Here is a 21,568-nt window from a genome sequence, read left to right on the forward strand (position 1 = left end):
GCTAAATAGCTATCAAATAACGCTCCAACTATACATAAATAACAATTCAAGACGCCCTCCATTGCGAGGGCGTCTTGTTAAGTACTTTACTTTATAAGTACTCTCTTTATTTGGTACTTCTTATGAGCCCTGATTTTCAAATCAACACACAACATCTCAATCTCAAGATAATTGAAGCTTGTGATGCTCCAGAGTTTGCTCAATTGGTTCAATCATCTCCAAGCTTGTTTCCTTGGGTTGATTGGTGTCATGACACGTTTTCTATCGTAGAAGCCGAAAAATTTATTTTGGCGACTCGTTTAAACTGGGTTAAAGCCGATGCGTTTGGCTTTGGTATTTTCGAACGCAGCAGCGGAAAACTGGTCGGTATGGTGGCCATCAACGAGCTCTACCATACCTTTAATATGGCGAGTTTGGGTTACTGGGTTGGCGATCAATTTCAAAGAAAAGGGTTCGCCAAAGAAGCGATGCAGGCATTATTTGAGTTTTGCTTTGCTCAACTGAAATTAACACGATTAGAGATTGTATGTGATACAGAAAACCTACCAAGTCAAAAACTGATCGAGAAATGCGGTGCTGAGCGAGAAACGATTGCCAAGAATCGATTTGTCTTTAACGGCAAACCAAAAGATGGTGTGGTTTACTCAGTATTACCGCCAACTGCTTAACTGCGGCTTTACTGCTTTACTGCTTTACTGCTTTACTGCTTTAAAAGATGATAAGCCGTTCAATTTTCAGATATGACGGTACACACAATTAAAAAAGAGCTCCGAAGAGCTCTTTTTTATTATCAACGTAATGCCTTTAACAAGCTTACCTGATTAGTGAAGTTTCAGATTTGGACGAAGCACACGGTTAATACGACCAACCAACATCATTAGCGATGTTTTTATTAGTCCATGCAGTGCCATTTGGTGCATTCGGTACAAAGAGATGTAGACGATACGAGCGATACGGCCTTCAACCATCATAGAGCCTTTAGTAAGGTTACCCATCAGGCTACCGACTGTTGAGAAACGGCTTAATGAAACCAATGAGCCTTTATCTTTGTATACGTAATCTTTCAGGTCACGACCATTCATCTTAGCAATGATGTTAGTGAATGCGCAGCTTGCCATTTGGTGAGCGGCTTGTGCACGAGGTGGAACAAATGAACCATCCGCCTGCGTACATTGCGCCAAATCGCCGATAGCAAAGATGTTGTCATCAAGCGTGGTTTGCAGCGTGTTTTTAACAACCAGTTGATTAATTCGGTTAGTCTCAAGACCGCCAATATCTTTCATGAAATCTGGTGCTTTGATACCTGCGGCCCATACCATGATTTGTGCCGGAATCTTATCGCCGTCTTTGGTAGTTAAGCCTTCAGAATCCGCTTGCGTCACCATGGTGTTGGTACGCACGTTTACACCAAGCTTAGTTAGCTCAGAGTGTGCTGCACTCGAAATACGAGGAGGTAGAGCTGGAAGGATACGCTCTCCCGCTTCAACAAGATTTACGTTCAGCTTGCTTGAATCTAGGTCACCAAAGCCGTAAGTACGAAGTTCTTTCACTGCATTATGTAGCTCTGCAGAAAGCTCAACACCCGTTGCACCAGCACCAACAATCGCGATATCTACCGTGCCTTGACCGTTCTTAGCGTGCAGCTTTAAAAACTGGTTATTCATTTCGGTACGGAAACGGTGCGCTTGTTCTGGGCTATCAAGGAAAATACAGTTATCACGAACGCCAGGAGTGTTGAAATCGTTTGACGTTGAACCCAAAGCCATCACTAGAATATCGTATTCAAGTTCGCGGCTTGGCATAAGCAGTTCACCGTGATCATCTGTTAGCTCGCTCAGTGCAATCACTTTGCGCTCACGATCGATGTTGTTCAAGCTGCCCATTTGAAAATCGAAGTAATGGTTTTTTGCATGCGCACGATAGCTCAATGCATCAACACCTTCATCCAATGAACCCGTTGCTACTTCATGAAGTAATGGTTTCCATAGGTGACTCGCTTTACGGTCTACCAGAGTAATCTGGGCACGTTTTTTACGACCTAAAGTGCGGCCTAGCTTGGTTGCTAGTTCTAAACCACCAGCACCGCCGCCTACTACGATAATTTTTGTCACAATGACAATCCTCTACAAAATGAATAAATGGGGTTCGGCTCGATTACTCCAACCGATAAATTCTATGTATCTACTCGCCTGCGCTCAAAGGCTATGGCTTATCTAATAATTGCGAAAACGAATAACAGCAACTCACGAGTAGTTAGAGGGATACGAACAACAAACTCAGGTTTGAAGTCCTGTTTACATGGATAAAAGGTGACTGCCTGAGAGGTAGAACACAAATAATGGGCAAGTTTTATCACTCGCTCTCAATTTTTCTTGATATTTATCAAAATATTTTGCTTCAGAACATTATATATAGCAAAAAGATGACCGCAACAAAAATCCTTATCCTTAATGAGGATTCGGCACGAATTAGTTAACGATTGCGCAAACTCGTCGATAAACCATATACAACAGATTTATCAATATCACCCCAACAGTTTCAGATGTAAAAAAGCAGCACTCATGGGTGCTGCTTTTATAAAATAAAACGAAGTAATTAGGCGTTTTTGAAGGCTTTCATTGCTTGAAGGTGTTGAGAGATTTTTTTGAACTTATGGTTCTCTTTCTCATCCCAGATAATGTCGTAGTAATCTTCGAGCGCCGCTTCGGTTTTAGTATTATCGTGAATTTCATCTTCACGAGATAGCACCACTAAACAGCGTCCTTTATTTTTCATACGATATTGCGCGACGCACTTAGTTGCGATGTCTTCATACTCTTCTGGACGGTCAATTCGACCAACCATATTGTTCTCAGGTTGCAGGTTAGGGTTAAACACCACCTGCTTAATGCCGCACAAAAAACCAATTCGTTCAGACCAAAAACCACCTAAACCGACGCCACAGATAATAGGATGCGGATCATCTGATTGTTCAATCACTTTATGCACTTCTTTGAGAAGATGTTGCATATCGTGTTTGGGGTGCAAAGTACTGTAGTTAATGAAACGAACGTCATCATCAATGAATTGCAACTGCAGTATTTTTTCGTGATTGCCAGGGCTTGTAGAATCGAAGCCGTGCAGGTAAATAATCATTTGTACCTCCTCCGTTGAATGCTGGTACGCTTAGATAAATCTAACATGAAAAATAAGGTTTTAAAGGGAAGAGCCCCGAAATTATATATTTCACTTCCTAAACGTGATCCTAACTGCAGAAAGTGCAGCTGAGTGCCTCTGCTTCGCGCAAGTAACTTTCATCGCCCCACAGTTGGTGAGCCAGTAAGTACCATAACATCGCCATCATTCTACTTCTTGGTAACCATGCTTCTACACCGTCTAGCCATGGTTGAACATCATGGATCCCTCTTAGTTGACAGTACTTGTTAACGGCTTCAATCACCGGGACATCCGCAACCGCAATGGTTAACGTAAGATCAAGCCTTGGGTCAGCTAACGAGGCATATTCCCAATCAATGATCTTAATCCCGTCACTGTTTCGTACTAGGTTGTATCCACCTAAATCAAAATGACACAAAGATAAGTCGACATGTGGAATACTCGGAGCAATACGCCATTGTTGATAAATTTGAGTGTAAACCTCAGTATTGTGAATAGCATCTAGCTGGAGCCAATAATGATCGACTCGCGAAGTAAAACTAAATGGTTGGAGGGGTAATCGCTTGGTGTTAACTAAATGTACTGAGAGCAACGTTTTCAATAATTCATCAAGATCTAAACCTTCGTAGAGCGTATCGCCAGCAATCCACTCGACCAATAACCCACTCTCATTAATGACGATAGGGCTTGGCCCTATACCAAGGCGTTCAATAGTTGAGAGCACTTGATACTCTTCATGACGAGAAATGAAAAACGCTTTGGTGATCGGTGTGATTGGACGCCATACATACTCAGTACCCCCTGCTGAAACCAATTTCCAACAACGATTAGTCAAACCGCCAGTCAAAGTCTGTGCTCTAATGGGTGGTTCAGAGAAGTGGCTATCAAGCGAACTCAAACTGGTATCAAGAAGTTTAGCTTCAGACCAAGAAAAAATTGCCATTGCTCATCCCTATAACGTATTAATTTCCATATAAAAAAAGACACTAACCAAAAGCCAGTGTCTTTTTACTAACAGCGTATAACACATTGAATTGGCATGTGACCAAGCTAGGCGCAGCCAAGATTAGACGCTATCAATACTGGCTGCGTTTGGTTGGCGAGTAAGCGAAATTAAAGACCCAATAGGCTCTTAGATTGTTGCTTACGGATTTCAGTCTCGTCAGCCCATTCAATCAGGCCAGACTCAAGATCCATTAGACGCATTGTCATTTTGTAGTATACGTCTTCATCGCTACCTGCTTTCTTAACGATACTTGATAGATTGCCATACAACATGTATTGAGCACCTACCATTTTACCGAACTGGATCGCTGAGCTTTGATTTACAAGCTCATCATTGTTTTGGAAGTTCAGTTGATCTCGAACCGATTCTACGCGGTCCATATCAACAAAACGGAACTTACCAGAGTTCAGCATCTTAGTACTGATAGTGTCAGTGATTGACTCAGTATCGATGTGCTCACTTGTTTTGTTCTTAATACGCTCTACGAACACGATTGGACGCTGCTCACTAGTAATGTAAGACACTGAACCTGAAGCCATCATGCTATCAACCATCTCACCAGCAATCGTTTGAAGATCAGTTGAACCGAAATCGATTGTCGTGGTTTCTACAGCTTGTGCATCACCGTAGCTTACCTTGTTCGAACAACCGCCTAAAATAACCGCTAAACCTAGTAGCGCAATGACACTCTTTTTCATTTTCTTTCCTCAATTTATCACTGAATGGGGCATCACCCTCACTCTTAAATACTTACATAGGCAAATCAATCGATCCGCTTCTTAAATCTGATTTACTGCTCTCGGAACTGTACTCGGAACTGAGTTGCGCTCGGGTTTACCGACACTTCCGACAACGAAATACTTTCAAAACCACGAACAATTGCTTGCTTCCAAGGACCTTGTTTTAAATTGACCTCAAGACCAGCATCGTCGTACCAGTAGAAACGATAAAGGATATTTTGATCGCCTTTATAGTTACTGTTCAAACGAACAATTCCTCTAGTATGACCATCGATTTGATCAGTACGGATATCTTCAACCAATAAACGGCTACCCAATACCTTGTCACCAAAGAAAACGTTCTGAGTCAGGCTATCAACTCTTACGCCAGCTGTATTATCAGCACACCCAGCCAGAGCCATAACCGCTGCGAAGCTCACTAACCACTTTTTCATTACAGCCTCCCTAGCTGTTTATGCCACATTGTTGCGTTGTTCCCTTGTCGAGAAATCCAAACCAAGGTGGTCTGCCCTTCTCGTATATCGAAATCATACGTTTTAGCGCCTGCTTCTAACGTATATTGACCACTATTTGCTACAAACGTGCTGCTCTTAATCTCGGCAGGTAATGATTGCCAACTGCGCGTGTCTGGTTGCTCAGTAAAGGTGTTCCACACATTAAACAGAATGTTACCTACATCGTTACCTTGAGTGGTTTCTTTACGGATGCGATCTTTTGCCACAACACGCAGCGCTTGGCGAATAACGATACTCGTCATTCGTTCAGACAAATCATTCTGAGCCATCGCGTTCACGTCAGTAATTAAGCTTTCAGACAAAGGCTGCCCATTGATTCTTAAAGCAGAAAAACGTTCGACGTTTTGGTTTGGATAGTATGGCAGCGCCAAAGAGTATATTGCTCCCTGATCACGACTGTCATAAATAGGTAAATCTAGTCGCCAACTATCCATCGCTTGCACTGCGCTTTGCTCTTGAAGCACAATCACTCGCCCTTGTCCGTTACCAAGCTTCGACGATTGCTTATAGCGCTTTTCTAGCGTTGCTAAATCTTGTCGCATTCCTAAACGAGCGGCTGTCGACATTGTTCTATCGATAATTTCTTGGTTTTCTGGCATCACGGCCAGAGCACGTCGATAGTCAACGTAGGCACTGTTTAAATCATTTGATGCTTCATAAAGCAGCCCAGACAAAAACATCAAATAGGCATTTTGTACCGATTGCAGCTTTTTACCCGCATCAGGGTAATTCGCAAGAATGCTGCCTACATTGGCTGATAAACCTTGAGACTTGGCATCACTCGCTGCTCTTTCTAACTCAGCTTCACGTTGTTTCTTTGCTTGTTCTTGTACTTGGTTGGCGCGACGCATTTCGATCACCGCACCTTCTAAATCGTTTTTCTTCAAGTAATTTAAGCCGAGATAAAGATGAAGAAAACCCAATTCATAATCTGGCGGGACATACTCGGTAATATTGTCATTCACAGCCAATGCACCAACGCTGGTCGCACTGTCTGAGATTGAGATCACGGCTTTGCTTTGTTGATCTCTTACTGCCTGGTCGGCCAACTCAAACGAAGACTTACTCTCCGGATACTTTTGATCAAGCAGGTTAATTCTGCCCCTTTCAAAATTATCAAGAATGTCTCCTGCTGCGTAATCTGGTAACTCTTGTTGAGCCTCTGAATAATCTCCAGACTTCACTGCTTGGTATATCTCTTTGTTTTGAGCGCTATAATGGCTGAACAGACTTCCTGCCGACATACTCGCGCATCCCGCAGTCAACGCCGATAGCAGGGCAATGGAAGCGAATCTAAACTGTTGCTTCACTTAACGTCTCCGTGCATGTTTAAAATGCCAACTTCTATACGATTAATGGCGAATCAATACTCTCAAAATAAATACGTTGAAAAGTATCGCCTCGCCTAATTGATGCCGTTATTCAGACAACAGATGAAGTTTAAAGTTGGCATATAACCTACAATTTATCCAACAAGCCAATCATTTAACTGGCTAAGCATTCAGCGACATGTTTACTAAACCAACTGATCACTTAACCAACTAATTGTTCAACTAGCTAATCAATAGCGGTCCAAGCGGGCGACCACCAACCAAGTGCATGTGGATATGGTATACCTCTTGGCCACCGTGAGAGTTACAGTTTACGATAAGACGATAGCCATCTTCTGCGATGCCTTCTTCTTTTGCTAACTTACGAGCCACGGTAAACATGCGCCCCATCATGGCTTCATCTTCCACTTCAACATCATTCGTTGTCGGAATCAGCTTGTTAGGGATAATTAGAATATGACTTGGCGCGCGAGGGTTAATATCGCGAAACGCCGTTACTAAGTCGTCTTGATATAGTAGATCTGCAGGGATTTCTTTATTAATGATCTTACTAAAGATGGTTTCTTCAGCCATGTTTTTCTCCGATAAAACATTGAGTTTTTAATGTTTTGAGTATGCGCTATGCCGCAACAAACCACAATAAATCCTCTTTAAAGCATAATAAAAAACACCGTTCAAATCAAAGAAAACGAGCCTTACCTCTCAAGAATGGCATGTTGGTTATAAGTAAGGGTTATTTTTGACGTGTGCGTCATAAAATGCGTAAGTCGAGCTCAATAGAATGCTGATAATTTTGTTAGTTTTACTTTGACCTGACATTAGGTCTGCATTTTATTTAGGGAGAAAGCCATGAAGGGATCTGTGATCAAGCGTATGTACGCTGGTTTCGCACTGATCATCATCATGTTCGCAGTCACGATAACCATCATGATGAACAGCATGAATCAGATACATAGCAATTTTGAGAGTGTCTCAGAAACCTCACTACCACTTGTTGCGCTTTCAAATCAAACAAGTGTTCAACTACTTTCTGCTGATAAGTCATTCAAGGACTTCCTAACCACACAAAACGCTGAGCGTATGTCTGCAATGCGTACAGAGTTTGCCTCATCACAAAACTCTTTTTCTGAAGTGCTTGGAAGCTTGGAAACCGCGAGTCAAAACAACGCTACACTTGTTGAACGTATTGCCCAGTTAAGAGCGATGGAACAGCGTTACTTCGCCGAAGCCGATGAAGCGATGAACAACTACGTGGCAATGTTCGAAGCACAAGAACAAGTACAAAAAGCATCACGTGATTTTCAACGTCTACACTCCGAATTGACTGTAGGTATGAAAGAGTACGTTGCTGACCAAAAAAGCATTTCTGTAAAAGTAATGGCGAAAAGCTACTTCATTAAACTGCAAGACGCTGAGGTGATTACTTCAGATGCGCTAGCTAGTTCTGATGTGGCATTTGTGCAAAAAGCCGTTAACCAAAACAAAAAGGCCGTTACTCACCTTAACTACGCTTATCGCGGGCTATCAACGCAATTACCTGCACTTAAAAATGTCTTCGATGAGTCAGTTCAAAAATTCACAAAAGACGTTGGTCAAAAAGGCGGTGTCTTAGACAAGCACAACAACTACTTACAGGCGAAACAAGCGTTATACGTCAACATTGCCAACTTAGCCGTTGAAGTAGACCAAGCCATGGCCGTACTTGATTCATTCAATGTAACCGCAGAAGAACAACTTAACTCTTCATTGGCAGACGCAAGCAGCATTTACGACAAGGGTTTGTTCAATGCCATCGCAATCGGCGTTGTGGTGACGCTGTTTGCTGCAGCGATTGGATACCATATTGCCAACAGTGTAAGAGAGCCATTAACACGCATTCTGAAAACACTTGAAGGCTTAACTGAAGGTGATATGACGCAACGCATCGATATCCGTTATAACAACGAGTTCAGTCGTGTAAGTGGCCACATAAACACCCTAGCCGACAACCTTCACAATATCTTAGTTAAGTTGAATGATGCTTCAGATGACCTAACTAAAACGGCAAGCGTGAACCAAAAAACCTCATCAGAGACTCAGGCTCAATTGAACAGCCAGCGCGAGCAAACAGCGACAGTCGCGACGGCAATGACAGAAATGTCTCACTCGGTACAAGAGGTAGCGAACAGCGCGCAAAGTTCATTGACTATGGTTCAACAAGTGGAATCGGCTTCTGAGTCTGGTCGCCAGATCATGAACACCAATATCAGCACTATCAATCAACTTGAATCACGTCTTACTGAATCGGTCAGCGCGGTGGGCGAACTTCAACAAATGAGTAGCCAAATTGGATCGATTCTTGATGTCATCCGCGGCATTGCTGAACAAACCAATCTACTTGCATTGAATGCAGCGATTGAAGCAGCACGCGCCGGCGAACAAGGTCGAGGCTTTGCAGTCGTTGCCGATGAAGTTCGAGTGCTGGCGCAAAAGACCACACAATCGACCTCGGAAATCGAGACGATGATCAGCAATCTGCAATCAAGCTCGAAAACAGCAAGCAATGTGATTGAAAGCTGCATGAGTGATATGGACATGTCGGTTGAACAAGCTTCAAGTGCCAACAGTGCGATGGAAGAGATCCAAGCATTGATTCTAGAGATTAGCCACATGAGTACACACATATCTCAAGCAGCCGCTGAGCAAAGTGAAACATCTGGCGATATCGCACGTAACATCGAAGACATCAACCATATCGCTGATGCAAGTTACCAAGCAATGTCGTCGATTGCAGAAGCCAGCCAAAACCTAACAGTACTTGCGAATCAGCAAGGCGATTTAGTTCATCAGTTCAAACTATAGGTAACCAAAGAATCTATAGATATGAACCTAAAATGTTGGGATATCTAACCCAATAGTGATAACTAATTGAACAAGGGCAACTTTTATCAAGGGTTGCCCTTGTTTTTTATGAGCTTTGTCATTATATGATTATTAAGGCTTGCTGTTTTCCGTTTATCTTTCACCTTTATGAGCGAGCCGCTAATAAGGAATTTATATGGCTGTTCATGTTGGCATTATCGATCAAGACCCCATTCGCTTGCTCACCCCACTACTTGATAACCGAACGATCAGTACTCACATCGTGTTTATCGGAGACAAGAATCAAGTCAGTATGTACAAACGTTTAGAAAGCGTTTTACAAAAACGCGACATTACCAGTGAGTTTTTCGAAATTCCTACCCTCGTAAATACATCCGCAATTAAAGAGTCTATCCAAAACCTTGCTGAAGACCTCAAAGCTCGTGGAGAAGAAGTGAAACTCAACGCAAGTTGTGGTCTTCGTCACCGCCTACTTTCTGTCTACGAAGTATTTCGTACTTACCACTGGCCAATCTTTGTTGTTGAACCAAACAGTGACAAGCTGTGCTGGCTTTATCCGAATGGCAAAGAAGATGCACAAGTACAAGACCGTATTACCATCGACGACTACCTAACGGTGTTCGGTGCTCGTGGTGAGTTCAGCGATGTACAGCTGTCTCCTCAACTTGATCAGAAGCTTTATGAACTGGGCGAACGCTGGGCAAGTAATGCACTAGAACTCGGCCCTGGCCTTGCTACATTGAACTACCTTGCAACGACTTGCCGTAAAGAACAGAGGCTTGATGTGGGGTTGTCTGAGAAGCAACAAGGTTATCGCGAGCTAAACATGCTGTTAAGTGATTTGGTGGAAGCTAAAATTGCCACTTATGATAATGGTATTTTGACGTTCGCCAATGAAGATGCACGACGCTTCTCTAATGGCGAATGGCTAGAGACTTTGGTTCACAGTACCGTTAAGCAAATCCAAGATGACATGCCAACCATTCAAGATCGCTCTTTAAATGTTCAGGTATACCGCCAATTAGGTGAACGCGAGGTTCGTAACGAACTCGACGTGGCATCAGTAGTGAATAATAAGCTCCACATCATCGAATGTAAGACCAAAGGCATGCGTGATGATGGTGATGACACTTTGTACAAGCTGGAATCGCTAAGAGACCTATTAGGCGGCCTACAAGCACGTGCTATGCTGGTGAGCTTCCGCCCTCTTCGTCATAACGACATCACACGAGCAGAAGATCTTGGCCTTGCATTGATTGGCCCTGACGAATTAAAAGATCTTAAAACACACCTAGCGGCATGGTTTACCGCCGCCGGTGGTGATGAAGATTTAGAGTGCTAAAAATAAATAGACTCTTGAGAGCTGAACGCTCTTAAGTAAATCTAAAAAGGCGAATGACTATTGAGTCACTCGCCTTTTTTTCTCCAGCTATTCGTCTGTTTTGCTCTATTTTCATCTTTCAACTATCTATGCCTTTAATTTCTTTGCCTCATAAAAAATGGCCGCATCATTCGATGCGGCCATTTTTAAATCTTGGAAACAGACTTAAAGCACTTTAAGACTAAAAGTATTTTTACAACTTAAAGCATTTTACGTGCAGCTTCTACAACCACTTTGATTGAACGAGCTTCTGTTACTTTTAGCGTTTCGTGATCAGGCGTCTCTTTTTGAGTACGGTTGATGATTACACCAGCAACACAACCTGCTTTCAGACCAGAACTTGCACACATAGTTAATAGCGTTGCAGATTCCATTTCGAAGTTTAAAACGCCCATATCTTGCCATTCTTGCATAGAACCTTGGAAACGCTTAACAACGCGACCAGAGAACGTGTCGTAACGCTCTTGACCAGGATAGAACGTATCGCTTGATGCCGTTACACCCATGTGAACTGTTGCACCTGATTCGTCAACTGCCGCTTTCATTGCTGTTGCTACTTCGAAGTCAGCTACCGCTGGGAACTCCATTGGCGCAAAGTGCAGGCTAGCACCGTCTAAACGAACAGAACCTGTAGAAACGATCATGTCACCCACGTTTACATGTGGCTGGATAGCACCAGTAGTACCAACACGAAGGAAAGTACGAACACCAAGTTGAGCAAGCTCTTCAACAGCAATAGAAGTAGATGGGCCGCCGATACCTGTTGAACATACAACAACTGGCTTACCGTCTAGCTCTGCGCGATAAAGCGTATATTCACGATGGCTAGCAAGAAATACTGGATTCTCCATCTCTTCTGCGATTTTTTGTACACGAGCAGGATCACCAGGGATGATCGCAAGAGTAGCACCGTTAAGATCTGCTTCAGTAACACCTAAATGGAAAACAGCTTGAGACATAGTTTGCTCCTTTTGGCTTATTGGGCTTTGTTAACCCTTATTTAAGCTCATAGTAAATTCGTGGGGTACACACACACTCTAACCAAGCCTATAACAAAATGAAGTGACATAGGTCACATCAATGATCGCAACAAGATTTCAAGTTTCACGAAAAACCGATTGGCATCACAAAAATAAGCAATCCATACGCCTATGTTGCATACTAATGAGACAAAAAGCGCCTTTAACGTATTACCGCTAAAGACGCTTTTTATAGTAGCTGCTTGTTATTTGTAGAGCGAGCTATGTCTGGGAGCTGAACCTAATCTGCTTTAGATTTGAATCGAAGAAGACGCAAAGCATTCAATGTCACCAGTGCCGTCGCACCACTATCGGCTAACACCGCAACCCACAAACCGGTAATACCGAGTAAACTCGTCACCAAGAAAACACCTTTCAAACCGAGTGCAAGTGCTACGTTTTGACGGATATTATTCATGGTCGCTTGCGACAGTTCAATCATCGCAGGGAGTTCCGTTAAGCGATTGTGAGTCAGTGCAGAGTCAGCCGTTTCCAACGCCACATCCGTACCACCACCCATTGCAATACCTACGTTAGCGGTTTTCATCGCTGGTGCATCATTGATACCATCTCCAACCATTGCGACATGCGACTGTTGAGATAACTCTTCAACGTAAGTCACTTTATCGCTTGGAAGTAGACTTGCCTTATATTGCATACCAATCTTGCTGCTGATCGCTGCTGCACTGCGCGGGTTATCACCAGTAAGCATGATAGATTGAATACCCAAGTTGTTAAGTCGTTCGATCGCCAGCTTAGCATCACTACGTAAGGTATCTTGCCACGCTATCAATCCAATCACTGTCGCAGCTTGCTCGATTGATTCTTCTTGATCTTTAAGCTCAAGAGCAACCACAACCGTCTTGCCCTCGCCTTCTAATGCCTCAACCTGAGAAACAACATCGGCACCAAGATCGAACGTCACCTTAGAAGGCGATAAAACCTGATACTTAATTCCATCGACATCACCTTCGACGCCACTGCCGATCAATGCTTTCTTATTATGCGATTCTGGGATCTCAACATTCAGTTCTTTTACTTTCGCCACTAGCGATTGCGCCAATGGATGCGTAGAGCCAACTTCAATAGCACCAACTACACGTAGCATTGCATCTTGCTGCCAACCTGATAGAGCCTGAATATCCGTAACCTGAGGCTTACCTTCCGTCAAAGTACCCGTCTTGTCGAATGCAATGGTTTGGATTTTTCCAAGCTGTTCTAGCGCAGCGCCACCTTTGATTAAAGCACCACGCTTTGCTGCTGCTGCTAAACCAGAGGTAATCGCTGCTGGCGTTGAGATAACCAAAGCACAAGGACACGCAATCAATAGTAAGGCCAAACCACGATATACCCATGTTTCCCAAGGTTGGGAAAACAACAACGGTGGCGTAATAATCACTAACAATGCAACCAACATCATTAACGGTGTGTACCAACGGCTGAATTTATCGAGGAAGCGTTCTAGAGGTGCTTTACGGGATTCCGCCTCTTCAATAAGATGGAGGATTCGGTCAATCGCATTTTCACCCTGTTTAGACGTTATCGTAATGCGCACAACTTTATCGACAACCACGGCGCCCGCCATGATGCTGTTACCTTCGATATGTTCAACAGGAACAGACTCACCGGTTAACGCACTTTCATCAAAACTCGCCGCGTCGGTAATCAGTTGACCATCAGCAGGCAAACGAGAGCCAGCTGCTACTTCAATCACATCGCCAGGAACAAGCTCGCTCACCGCCACTTCAACACGTTCACCGTTAATAATCTTGGTCGCATTCTCTGGCACCAATGCCATAAGGGCTTGAACACCACTTCTTGCTCGCGATGAAGCGAAAGCTTCCAAGCGCTCACCAATCAAAAACAACAAGAGAACCATCGCCGCTTCCGCGGTTTCACCAAGGTACAAAGCGCCCAGAGCCGCGACACTCATTAGGGTCTCAATCGCAAAAGGTGTTCCGGAACGTGCCAATTGAACGGCTTTTTTAGCCACCGGATATAACCCGAGTAAGCAAGTTACGGTAAACAAACCTTCACTTAGTTGAGGAGAAGTACTTTTCAGAAGTGCAGCGAACAACATTGCAGCCGCAATCGCTATAATCTGTAAATTAGGTTGGATATGGGCTTGCCAAAAAGTCTCAGGTTGTTGTTTTTCTTTCTTAGAACCGACTTCCGTAAGAGGGAAACCCGTTTTGATAGAGACCTGTTCAATGGTATCAGCAAGACTTTCATCGTCGAATTTAACCACCAGTTTTTCGGTAGCGAATAGCACTTTAGCTTCAATAACACCTTTGATGTTACTGACCGCTTTTTCTATTTTTCGAGCACAAGCTGGACAGTCCATTCCCGAGACTAGCCAACTTTTTGAAAATTGGGCGTTGAGAGACTCAGTTAAGGGCAGCCGGTCTTCTTCTCCACTGTCTGAACCACAACAACCATCTGCTGGGGCAGAAGCCGTCGCAGAACTACAGCATGTTGATGAAGAGCTTGAGGCTGTAATGCTGGTAATTTTCGGACTAGAACAGGTCGCCCCAGTCGCTTGCGATTGAACGTCCACTTTTGTTGAGCGGCACGCTGCATGTTTTGCGCACATAATCTATCTCCTTAATACTCAAAAGCCTTGAGGTTTTAGCTAACCAATGACGGTAACAAAACCTTAAGTTCTTTAGAATTATAAACCTTGGAGCTAACTCCAAGGTCAAGAAGAAGTTATCAGGCAATTCAATTTTTTCGAAAAACCTTATTCGAATACGACAGGATTATCAGCGTTGCTTAAATTCTACGCACTCCTCTCTATTCGCAGACACATCATCAATCAGAACGGCATCATGAGAACAAAAAGGCTGCGTATTCAAACTCACGATAGATACGTCTTCTTCGCCATGATCAACTTCAGAGCCTTGCATCAACTCAGCGATATGATAACGAAGCACCAAAATCCCCAACAGTCCAAACAAGACATTACCTAAAGCTTGTCCATACAACACACCCAACGCGCCATACCACTGCGAACCCAAGTATACGAACGGCAAAGTGCCCAAAGTCGCTTTACCCAGGTTGAGAGCCGTAGAATACAAAGGTTTCCCGAGGTTATTAAAAGACGTATTTGCGACAAATAACGCACCGTTAAAAGTAAAAGTCAAAGCAACATAAGTACAAAAAGCCGCAACAATTATGGCAGCATCACCTTGGAGGCTAAAGCCTTGAATCACGAGATCTTGTAAGAAATACAGCAAAATACAGACTGCGATGGTGTAAGCCGTGGTAACCAGCAGAGAATTGTTCAAGGTTTCTTTAACTCTATCCATACGTTCAGCGCCAAAGTTCTGACCAATGATTGGCCCCACAGCACCAGATAACGCGAAGATCACAGCGAAACACACCGGCGTCAAACGACCAATAACAGCAAAGCCAGCAACGAAATCCTCACCATATTGGGCGATACCTGTGGTCACTATCGCATTGCCAATCGGCGTTGCCGTATTGGTGATAATAGCGGGAATGGCAATAGCAAGAATAGGACGAAGGTTAATACGCCATTGCAACAAAGAAGGAGGAGCAACAAGTTGATGGCTACGTATTAAAGGATAAAGCGAGAAAAACAACACCGAAAAGCGAGCAAAAACAGAAGCGATAGCCGCCCCTTCAATGTTCCAACCAAAACCAAAGATAAAGAGTGGATCCAATATCGCATTAACGATACCGCCTGATAACGTTGCCCACATTGAACGCTTTGCATCACCTGCTGCTCTTAAACCTGCACCTGCCGCCATTGCCAGCGCTAGAAATGGGCCACTGGGTAATAGAATTTGTAGATAAGCTTGGGCACGTTCGGCCGCTACCCCTTTCGCACCAATCGCGGCCAGTAATTCAGGAATATAAGTAAACATCACCACGGTAATTGTCGAGCTAATAACAAACGCGGTTAACATGATACTGGTACTGAGGTTTCGAGCTTGCTCCTTATCTTTGGAACCAATTGCTTTTGAAACCAGAGCGCCCATCGCAATGGAGGTGCCTATCGAGACAGAAGTCGAAAAGAACGTCAATGTCCCAGCAAAACCCACCGCAGCTGCTAGTTCAACTTGTCCCAACATACTAATGAACAACATATCAAGTAAATCGACGACAAATAAGGCCATCAAACCTACAGAGCCTGCTCCCGACATCACCAATATATGGCGCATCGTTGAACCTTCTACAAACTTTGCAGTTTGATTTGACATGAAACCTCCAAAAACTGAAATATCACAAGCTAAAGCTCGACAAACTTTAGATCTTTTAAACGATCGACTAAGAGAGCTCCTACAAACTAAAACCTTATAAAGACAAGCTTCATGCAAAACGTTCGACAAAGAAAAAGGCGCCAAAGCGCCTTTTCTAATTATAGGATATTAAGAAGAATAATCGTTCTCAACACGCTACTATACCTGATGTTTGAAGCATTCATCCAAGTTCTTACCAATTGCTCTTAAAACATCGGTTCTGGTGATAATACCTACTAGCTTTTTGTTATCGAGTACCGGGTAAGCTTTTGGCTTCCCGACTTGCATCATATCCGCCAATTCAATAATGGATAGGTCTGGCGATACCGAGAGTACCTCTTGGTACATACAATCACCGACAATGTGTGTGTCTTGGCAGAAATAGCTCACCTTAACTAATTTCTCTAATAAATCTTGTTCAGAAAGGAAGCCAATAACTTGCTCATTCTCATCAATTACTGGACCGCCCATGTGGTGGCTACGCATTACTCTGTCTAACGCTAGACTTAACGGCATATCAGGAGTGAATGTCACAACCTGCGGCGTCATGTAATCTTTCACTTTTATTGAATGCATTGTGCTCTCCCTAAATACTTTTCGTTATGTCTTTTTCTATCTTGTTAAGTTAATTGTTGTCTAAAATCTTGATTTTACTAAATGGATTTCAACAATTTTATTGATAGGTAAAACCTACTAAGACGAAAAAACAAGGTCACAAAAGGCTTGTGAGCATTTTCCCACCGTCAAAAAAATAAAAAATAGAGCTCTTACAAAGCCTTACTTTTCCTTTCTTAGGCTTACTTAGCCGCGCTAGCTTGGGCAAATAAACCCTGTAATCTTCACCATACAAAAAATGAAGAGTCAGATTCAGGTAACTTATGCAACACGACAACAACATGTACGCGTACATTTATTCAGGTAGTGACGGGACAGAGAACACTCTCGTCGCCATTGTTGATAACGAAGAGAAACCTCTGATATCAAGCTGTGTGAACGAAATCAAACGCATGTCGACTCTAGCGATTAATCTGGCTGCCAAGCACAACCTGAAAGTCAAGCTTGTTAAATATCATAGAGAACAAGAGATCGATTTCGGCTTATTCATGAAATAGCTAACTTATCACTCGCAAACATTGTTAACGACACACAAATACCGTATTTTGTGACAACCTTTCGAGTAGGTAATCGCACTAATAATGCTTGCCTATTGTCTCCAATAAGCGATAGACCTAGATGAACAAACCTCATATCGCTTTTATTGCCTAAATACGGTCAACTATGATTTCGCTACGTTCACCTCAAACCTACCTATCTGGCCATTTATCTGAGCTAAAAAGCTACTTTAGCGAGCTATTGGATTTCCAATCGCGTATCTGGGTTGTGCACATCTTTGAAGACTCAATTACCGATCAATCGTTTGTAATTAATGAAGATGGTTTTAAAGAACCGTTAGAGTGGATGAAGAAGAAAGCATATACAGCGGCAATGTTAGAACGTGTCGAAAAAATGAAAGTCTCACAAATTATCGAGATCCAACTTGAAGATAAAATGCATCGACTGATGCGAGTGAAGTAGCCTTTATATTATTTACTCAATCTATATCATTTTACCATCAGTCGAAACGAACATTAATAAAGTTCAGGGGGAAAAAAGGCCAGCAATCGCTGACCTTCTCTCATTTCATGCTCTTCACTATCGGCTAGCGAGCACAATACGCTTCCCATAAACGCAGAGCCTTTGCATAAGCTTCAGCCTTGTCGTGCGTTTCTGCAAATAAAATCGCCGTCATGCTGTCAACGACACTATTCGCCATCAACTCCATCTCATCTTCCGGCGTGCCTAATACACACTCCTTAGGAAGAGGAAGTGCCGGGTTCATGGTTCCTTCCCAGTAGAATGACTCTACTTTTTCAGGAGAACTCATCCACACGGTTTGGCTCACTTTCGGGTTGTATTCCGACTCACCATTCATACCTTTAAATGAAATCACTGAGTGGGACTTGTTACCAATGACATGCTCAACTTCCGCATGCAATTGTGGGAAACCTGGGTGGAAACTACCACGTAAGCCCAAGCGTCCACCACCAGGGTTTAATGCTCGAACCACAGTATTAATCGGGGTACGTAAACCGTAACGATGCTTCCAGCCAATCATAGTCTGAGCTTCTGGAGCAAAATTCGCCAAAGGTAAATAGGCAATACCGTCTTCTTCAAGGATCTGTTTCGCATCTTGAGGGTCTACAGCGCGGCGAACACCCACAAGGTCTAAATGAGTCTCTGCGTGCGTGCGACCACTTGGCTTATCCATATAGCCATGCATCAACACTTTGTAGCCGTCGTCTGCTAATATTTTTGCTGCAAGCAAGTTCCACGGTTTACCACTCGCCGTATCATTGCGTTTTCCGGCATAACACGGCCAATCAATATCTGCGCCCAAATCCGGCACTCGAGATTGAAACGCTTTTACAAAGCCTGCAATTTCTTCATTAGTTTCATTCTGCACACGAATTAACATCAGTAGCATAGCCATTTGATCGTCTCCGACCTCACCGCTTAAATACTCATCCATGATGCGATAAGCTTGTTCGAACGACAAAGGCTTGCGCCCTCTTTCCCCTCGTCCAACAGTACGAATACACTCTAAAATACTACTCATTGACTATTAATTCTCTTCCGTAGATATCAATAAAATTTAATACGTCTCCGATTCTATGACACCCATAGCTCATTGCAAAGCGATTCAACCACTATCAACAACAGTGCAATTGATCCAAACCGGGGTAGCCATGTCTTACTGGAGTAACAAACCGGCAACTGACCAGCATTTTAAAAGTAAACTTATTGGTGTAAAATTGATAAATACAAAGCTAAACGTGACCTATTGAGTAGTGCCGAATGACTGTAAAAAAAACACTGAGCCAAAAGAAACGTGAATCGATCGTTGCTGCTGCTATCGCTGAATTTACCGAGCACGGCTATAAATCGACAAGCATGGACAAAATATCAAACCGTGCAGAAGTGTCTAAGCGCACTGTTTACAATCACTTTGCCAGTAAAGAGATGTTATTGGACGAAATACTCAACAGCATTTGGGCTAAAACACTCTCGGCGACCCATTTCCCATATCAGACCAATCTACCACTAATCGATCAACTAGAAGCTATCGCCAATCAAGAACTTGAGCTCCTTGAGTCAGAGGGCTTTATCGACTTGTCTCGTGTGTTGTTTTCTGAGTACTTTCACAATGCAGAGCTTGCACATCAAGCCATGGAAAAATACTCGCAAGCGGAAAGTGGCCTAACGCTCTGGATAAAAGCGGCTTTGGCCGACGGTCGTTTGATTGAATTAGATCCATTGTTTGCATCCACTCAGTTCATTGCTCTGCTTAAGTCGTTTGCCTTTTGGCCACAAATCATAGGTCATGCACCATCACCAGACGAGCAGCAAAAGCAAGTAATTGTTAATTCAAGTGTTGAGATGTTCCTCAAACAGTATCAGGCGTGATTTTGGCGATTATCTGGAATTCAACCACAATGAAACCATCACTGGTATCCATTTTTATTTTCCCTATACTTCAACCCACTTTCGTCATTACGACTCAGTAAAACTTCAACTTTAGGTAGCACTATGATTACTTTCACCACCAACTTTGGCGATATCGAGATTGAACTGAACCTTGAAAAAGCGCCAGTAACGTCGAAAAACTTCCTTAAGTATTGCCAGGATGGCTTTTATGAAGGCACTACATTTCACCGTGTTATCGACGGTTTCATGATCCAAGGTGGCGGACACACGCTCGACATGACAGAAAAACCAACACGAGCACCGATTGTCAACGAAGCTAATCGCGGATTGAAAAATGTGATTGGTTCGGTAGCAATGGCTCGTACTGACGCACCGCATTCAGCGACAGCGCAATTCTTTATCAACCTTGATGACAATGACTTCTTAGATCATACCTCAACAACCAATGCTGGTTGGGGCTACGCGGTGTTTGGTAAAGTATCGGCAGGTATGGATATCGTAAACAAAATTGCTGCAGCGCCAACGACCACCCGCTGGGGACACGAAGATGTACCTTGCGAAGATATTGTGATCACCAAGGTCACTATAAACGGTTAAATCACACTCTCAGCTGGCGACTAAAATAATTTTTGTCCAAACGAATTTACGTAACCATGATGTTTGGCGAAGAAACTGAAATGGGCAACCAAGATATAATTGTCAAATTATTATTAGAATACCACTCCAAGTAAATGGTAGTCAGTGGACATTTTACCTAAATAGAAAAACGTTGTTGATGCTAATTGCATCTATATTAGTTACGATGAAAAAAGCAGAAACAAAGCCCTTGCTTCAGCTGCGAGGGTTTTTATTTTCTTCTCGACCATTTGATATAACAGAAAAGCGAGGCAATGATCACTGCCCCTCCGACTAATTTTTGCATCTCCACTGTTTCTTCCAACATACTCACACTCAACAACAACGTCCAAACTGGCTCAAGAATCATAATCAGCGCTGCCACTTCCATATTCACTGAATGTTGACCCACCGTTTGCAATAAGTAACGGATCGATGTTGCGACAACCGCAGAGACAATAAACCAGAAGATGAGCGTTTTGGTTATTTCAAACTCCGGCTGAGCCGTCATCGACGCAAACGCCATTCCACTGATACCCACCACAAAAAGCTGTACGCAAATCGAAGCAATTGGCTTGATGTTAGTGATAACACGCTTATTCATCACAAAATGGAAAGAGAGTAACATTGAAGCCAATAGGAAGTAGATCTGGCTTTGTTCAACGTGCCAACCGTTCGTTAAAGTCAGTAATAACATACCAATAATTGCAATTGGGAATGACATCCAGAAGGCGCGATTAGGCTTAACACGAAATATTATCCAAGAAACAAACGGTGCAATGATCATGGCCAAACTCATGATAAACGCCCCTTCAGATAAACTTTCAGTCACCGACACCGCAAACACCCACACTTGCAATGAAGCAGACAATAACAATCCAACACCACAGAGAGAGAGAATCTGCTTAAAAGAAAGCTTACGGATATGATGGATACAGAACGGTAATAAAATCAAGCTTGCGACAAAGAATCGCACACCAATGAACACAGGCCCAGGCATTTCCAATACCACCAGCTTAGATGCAATCCACCCAACTCCAGCCAGTAAAGTTGCACATAACAGGTAAAGCTCGCCGCGCATCGCTTTTACGTTCATCATTTTTATTCGATCCAATAACAAAAAAGCAACCCGACTCTGCAAGGTTGCTTTTTA

Annotated in this window: 20 protein-coding genes; 7 read left to right on the forward strand and 13 right to left on the reverse strand. The window is 43.2% G+C overall.

The genetic code is table 11. The features are described from left to right. The first annotated feature begins 122 nt into the window (after positions 1 to 122). Positions 123 to 668 (forward strand): GNAT family N-acetyltransferase, encoded by a 546-nt coding sequence (locus OCW38_RS09645; protein WP_016784647.1) that lies wholly within the window; start codon positions 123 to 125, stop codon positions 666 to 668. A gap of 153 nt (positions 669 to 821) precedes the next feature. Here the strand turns inward: OCW38_RS09645 and OCW38_RS09650 are convergent, their stop codons facing one another. From OCW38_RS09650 to hinT, 7 genes are all read right to left on the reverse strand, one after another. Beyond that, on the reverse strand, positions 822 to 2,111 hold the full coding sequence (locus tag OCW38_RS09650) for an NAD(P)/FAD-dependent oxidoreductase (protein WP_010439890.1): 1,290 nt from the start codon (positions 2,109 to 2,111) through the stop codon (positions 822 to 824). A gap of 484 nt (positions 2,112 to 2,595) precedes the next feature. Further along, complete coding sequence (gene ycfP, locus OCW38_RS09655) at positions 2,596 to 3,135, reverse strand: alpha/beta hydrolase YcfP (RefSeq protein WP_010439888.1); 540 nt, start codon at positions 3,133 to 3,135, stop codon at positions 2,596 to 2,598. 109 nt (positions 3,136 to 3,244) lie between these two features. After that, the gene (locus OCW38_RS09660) at positions 3,245 to 4,099 is read right to left on the reverse strand and encodes a phosphotransferase (RefSeq protein ID WP_046208845.1); all 855 of its coding nucleotides are present in this window, start codon (positions 4,097 to 4,099) and stop codon (positions 3,245 to 3,247) included. Positions 4,100 to 4,269: 170 nt separating this feature from the next. Further along, a complete protein-coding gene (gene lpoB, locus OCW38_RS09665) occupies positions 4,270 to 4,860 on the reverse strand; it encodes a penicillin-binding protein activator LpoB (protein WP_010439883.1) in 591 nt (196 codons plus the stop codon). Between the two features lie 92 nt (positions 4,861 to 4,952). Then, complete coding sequence (locus tag OCW38_RS09670; protein ID WP_010439879.1) at positions 4,953 to 5,336, reverse strand: YcfL family protein; 384 nt, start codon at positions 5,334 to 5,336, stop codon at positions 4,953 to 4,955. After that, positions 5,336 to 6,727, reverse strand: a complete 1,392-nt coding sequence (locus OCW38_RS09675) for a COG3014 family protein (protein ID WP_022570804.1) — start codon at positions 6,725 to 6,727, stop codon at positions 5,336 to 5,338. Before OCW38_RS09675 ends, OCW38_RS09670 begins: the two co-directional genes overlap by 1 nt. Before the next feature lie 243 nt (positions 6,728 to 6,970). Next, a complete protein-coding gene (gene hinT / locus OCW38_RS09680) occupies positions 6,971 to 7,321 on the reverse strand; it encodes a purine nucleoside phosphoramidase (RefSeq protein ID WP_010439874.1) in 351 nt (116 codons plus the stop codon). Between the two features lie 276 nt (positions 7,322 to 7,597). Between hinT and OCW38_RS09685 the strand changes: the two genes are divergently transcribed. Together OCW38_RS09685 and OCW38_RS09690 are read left to right on the forward strand one after the other, a co-directional pair. Further along, positions 7,598 to 9,589 (forward strand): methyl-accepting chemotaxis protein, encoded by a 1,992-nt coding sequence (locus OCW38_RS09685; RefSeq protein WP_010439872.1) that lies wholly within the window; start codon positions 7,598 to 7,600, stop codon positions 9,587 to 9,589. Positions 9,590 to 9,785: 196 nt separating this feature from the next. Then, positions 9,786 to 10,952, forward strand: a complete 1,167-nt coding sequence (locus tag OCW38_RS09690) for a DUF1887 family protein (protein ID WP_010439869.1) — start codon at positions 9,786 to 9,788, stop codon at positions 10,950 to 10,952. A 239-nt stretch (positions 10,953 to 11,191) separates the two neighbouring features. On the opposite strand, the gene udp is transcribed toward OCW38_RS09690, so the two are convergent. From udp to OCW38_RS09710, 4 genes are all read right to left on the reverse strand, one after another. Further along, positions 11,192 to 11,950, reverse strand: a complete 759-nt coding sequence (udp, locus tag OCW38_RS09695; protein WP_004736272.1) for a uridine phosphorylase — start codon at positions 11,948 to 11,950, stop codon at positions 11,192 to 11,194. A 301-nt stretch (positions 11,951 to 12,251) separates the two neighbouring features. Continuing rightward, positions 12,252 to 14,603 carry a zinc/cadmium/mercury/lead-transporting ATPase gene (locus OCW38_RS09700; RefSeq protein WP_261893855.1) on the reverse strand — a complete coding sequence of 784 codons (2,352 nt, stop codon included), beginning with the start codon at positions 14,601 to 14,603 and terminating at the stop codon, positions 12,252 to 12,254. 169 nt (positions 14,604 to 14,772) lie between these two features. Continuing rightward, a complete protein-coding gene (locus OCW38_RS09705) occupies positions 14,773 to 16,236 on the reverse strand; it encodes an MATE family efflux transporter (RefSeq protein WP_261893857.1) in 1,464 nt (487 codons plus the stop codon). A 198-nt stretch (positions 16,237 to 16,434) separates the two neighbouring features. Beyond that, positions 16,435 to 16,851: a CBS domain-containing protein gene (locus tag OCW38_RS09710; RefSeq protein WP_010439854.1), complete on the reverse strand. Its 417-nt coding sequence runs from the start codon at positions 16,849 to 16,851 to the stop codon at positions 16,435 to 16,437. Between the two features lie 302 nt (positions 16,852 to 17,153). Between OCW38_RS09710 and OCW38_RS09715 the strand changes: the two genes are divergently transcribed. Continuing rightward, the gene (locus OCW38_RS09715; protein ID WP_010439851.1) at positions 17,154 to 17,387 is read left to right on the forward strand and encodes a hypothetical protein; all 234 of its coding nucleotides are present in this window, start codon (positions 17,154 to 17,156) and stop codon (positions 17,385 to 17,387) included. 166 nt (positions 17,388 to 17,553) lie between these two features. Continuing rightward, positions 17,554 to 17,850, forward strand: a complete 297-nt coding sequence (locus OCW38_RS09720; RefSeq protein ID WP_102387954.1) for a hypothetical protein — start codon at positions 17,554 to 17,556, stop codon at positions 17,848 to 17,850. A 124-nt stretch (positions 17,851 to 17,974) separates the two neighbouring features. Here OCW38_RS09720 and OCW38_RS09725 read toward each other — a convergent pair whose 3' ends face one another. Beyond that, a complete protein-coding gene (locus tag OCW38_RS09725; RefSeq protein WP_022570806.1) occupies positions 17,975 to 18,931 on the reverse strand; it encodes a glycosyl transferase family protein in 957 nt (318 codons plus the stop codon). 239 nt (positions 18,932 to 19,170) lie between these two features. Between OCW38_RS09725 and OCW38_RS09730 the strand changes: the two genes are divergently transcribed. Together OCW38_RS09730 and OCW38_RS09735 are read left to right on the forward strand one after the other, a co-directional pair. Continuing rightward, positions 19,171 to 19,779 carry a TetR/AcrR family transcriptional regulator gene (locus OCW38_RS09730; protein WP_016768545.1) on the forward strand — a complete coding sequence of 203 codons (609 nt, stop codon included), beginning with the start codon at positions 19,171 to 19,173 and terminating at the stop codon, positions 19,777 to 19,779. A 123-nt stretch (positions 19,780 to 19,902) separates the two neighbouring features. Next, entirely contained in the window at positions 19,903 to 20,397 is a 495-nt protein-coding gene (locus tag OCW38_RS09735) for a peptidylprolyl isomerase (protein ID WP_010439843.1), read from the forward strand. A gap of 250 nt (positions 20,398 to 20,647) precedes the next feature. Here OCW38_RS09735 and OCW38_RS09740 read toward each other — a convergent pair whose 3' ends face one another. Continuing rightward, on the reverse strand, positions 20,648 to 21,514 hold the full coding sequence (locus OCW38_RS09740; RefSeq protein ID WP_016788961.1) for a DMT family transporter: 867 nt from the start codon (positions 21,512 to 21,514) through the stop codon (positions 20,648 to 20,650). Between the last annotated feature and the right edge of the window lie 54 nt (positions 21,515 to 21,568).

It is taken from the genome of Vibrio cyclitrophicus (assembly GCF_024347435.1).
GTDB classification, from domain to species: Bacteria; Pseudomonadota; Gammaproteobacteria; order Enterobacterales; family Vibrionaceae; genus Vibrio; species Vibrio cyclitrophicus.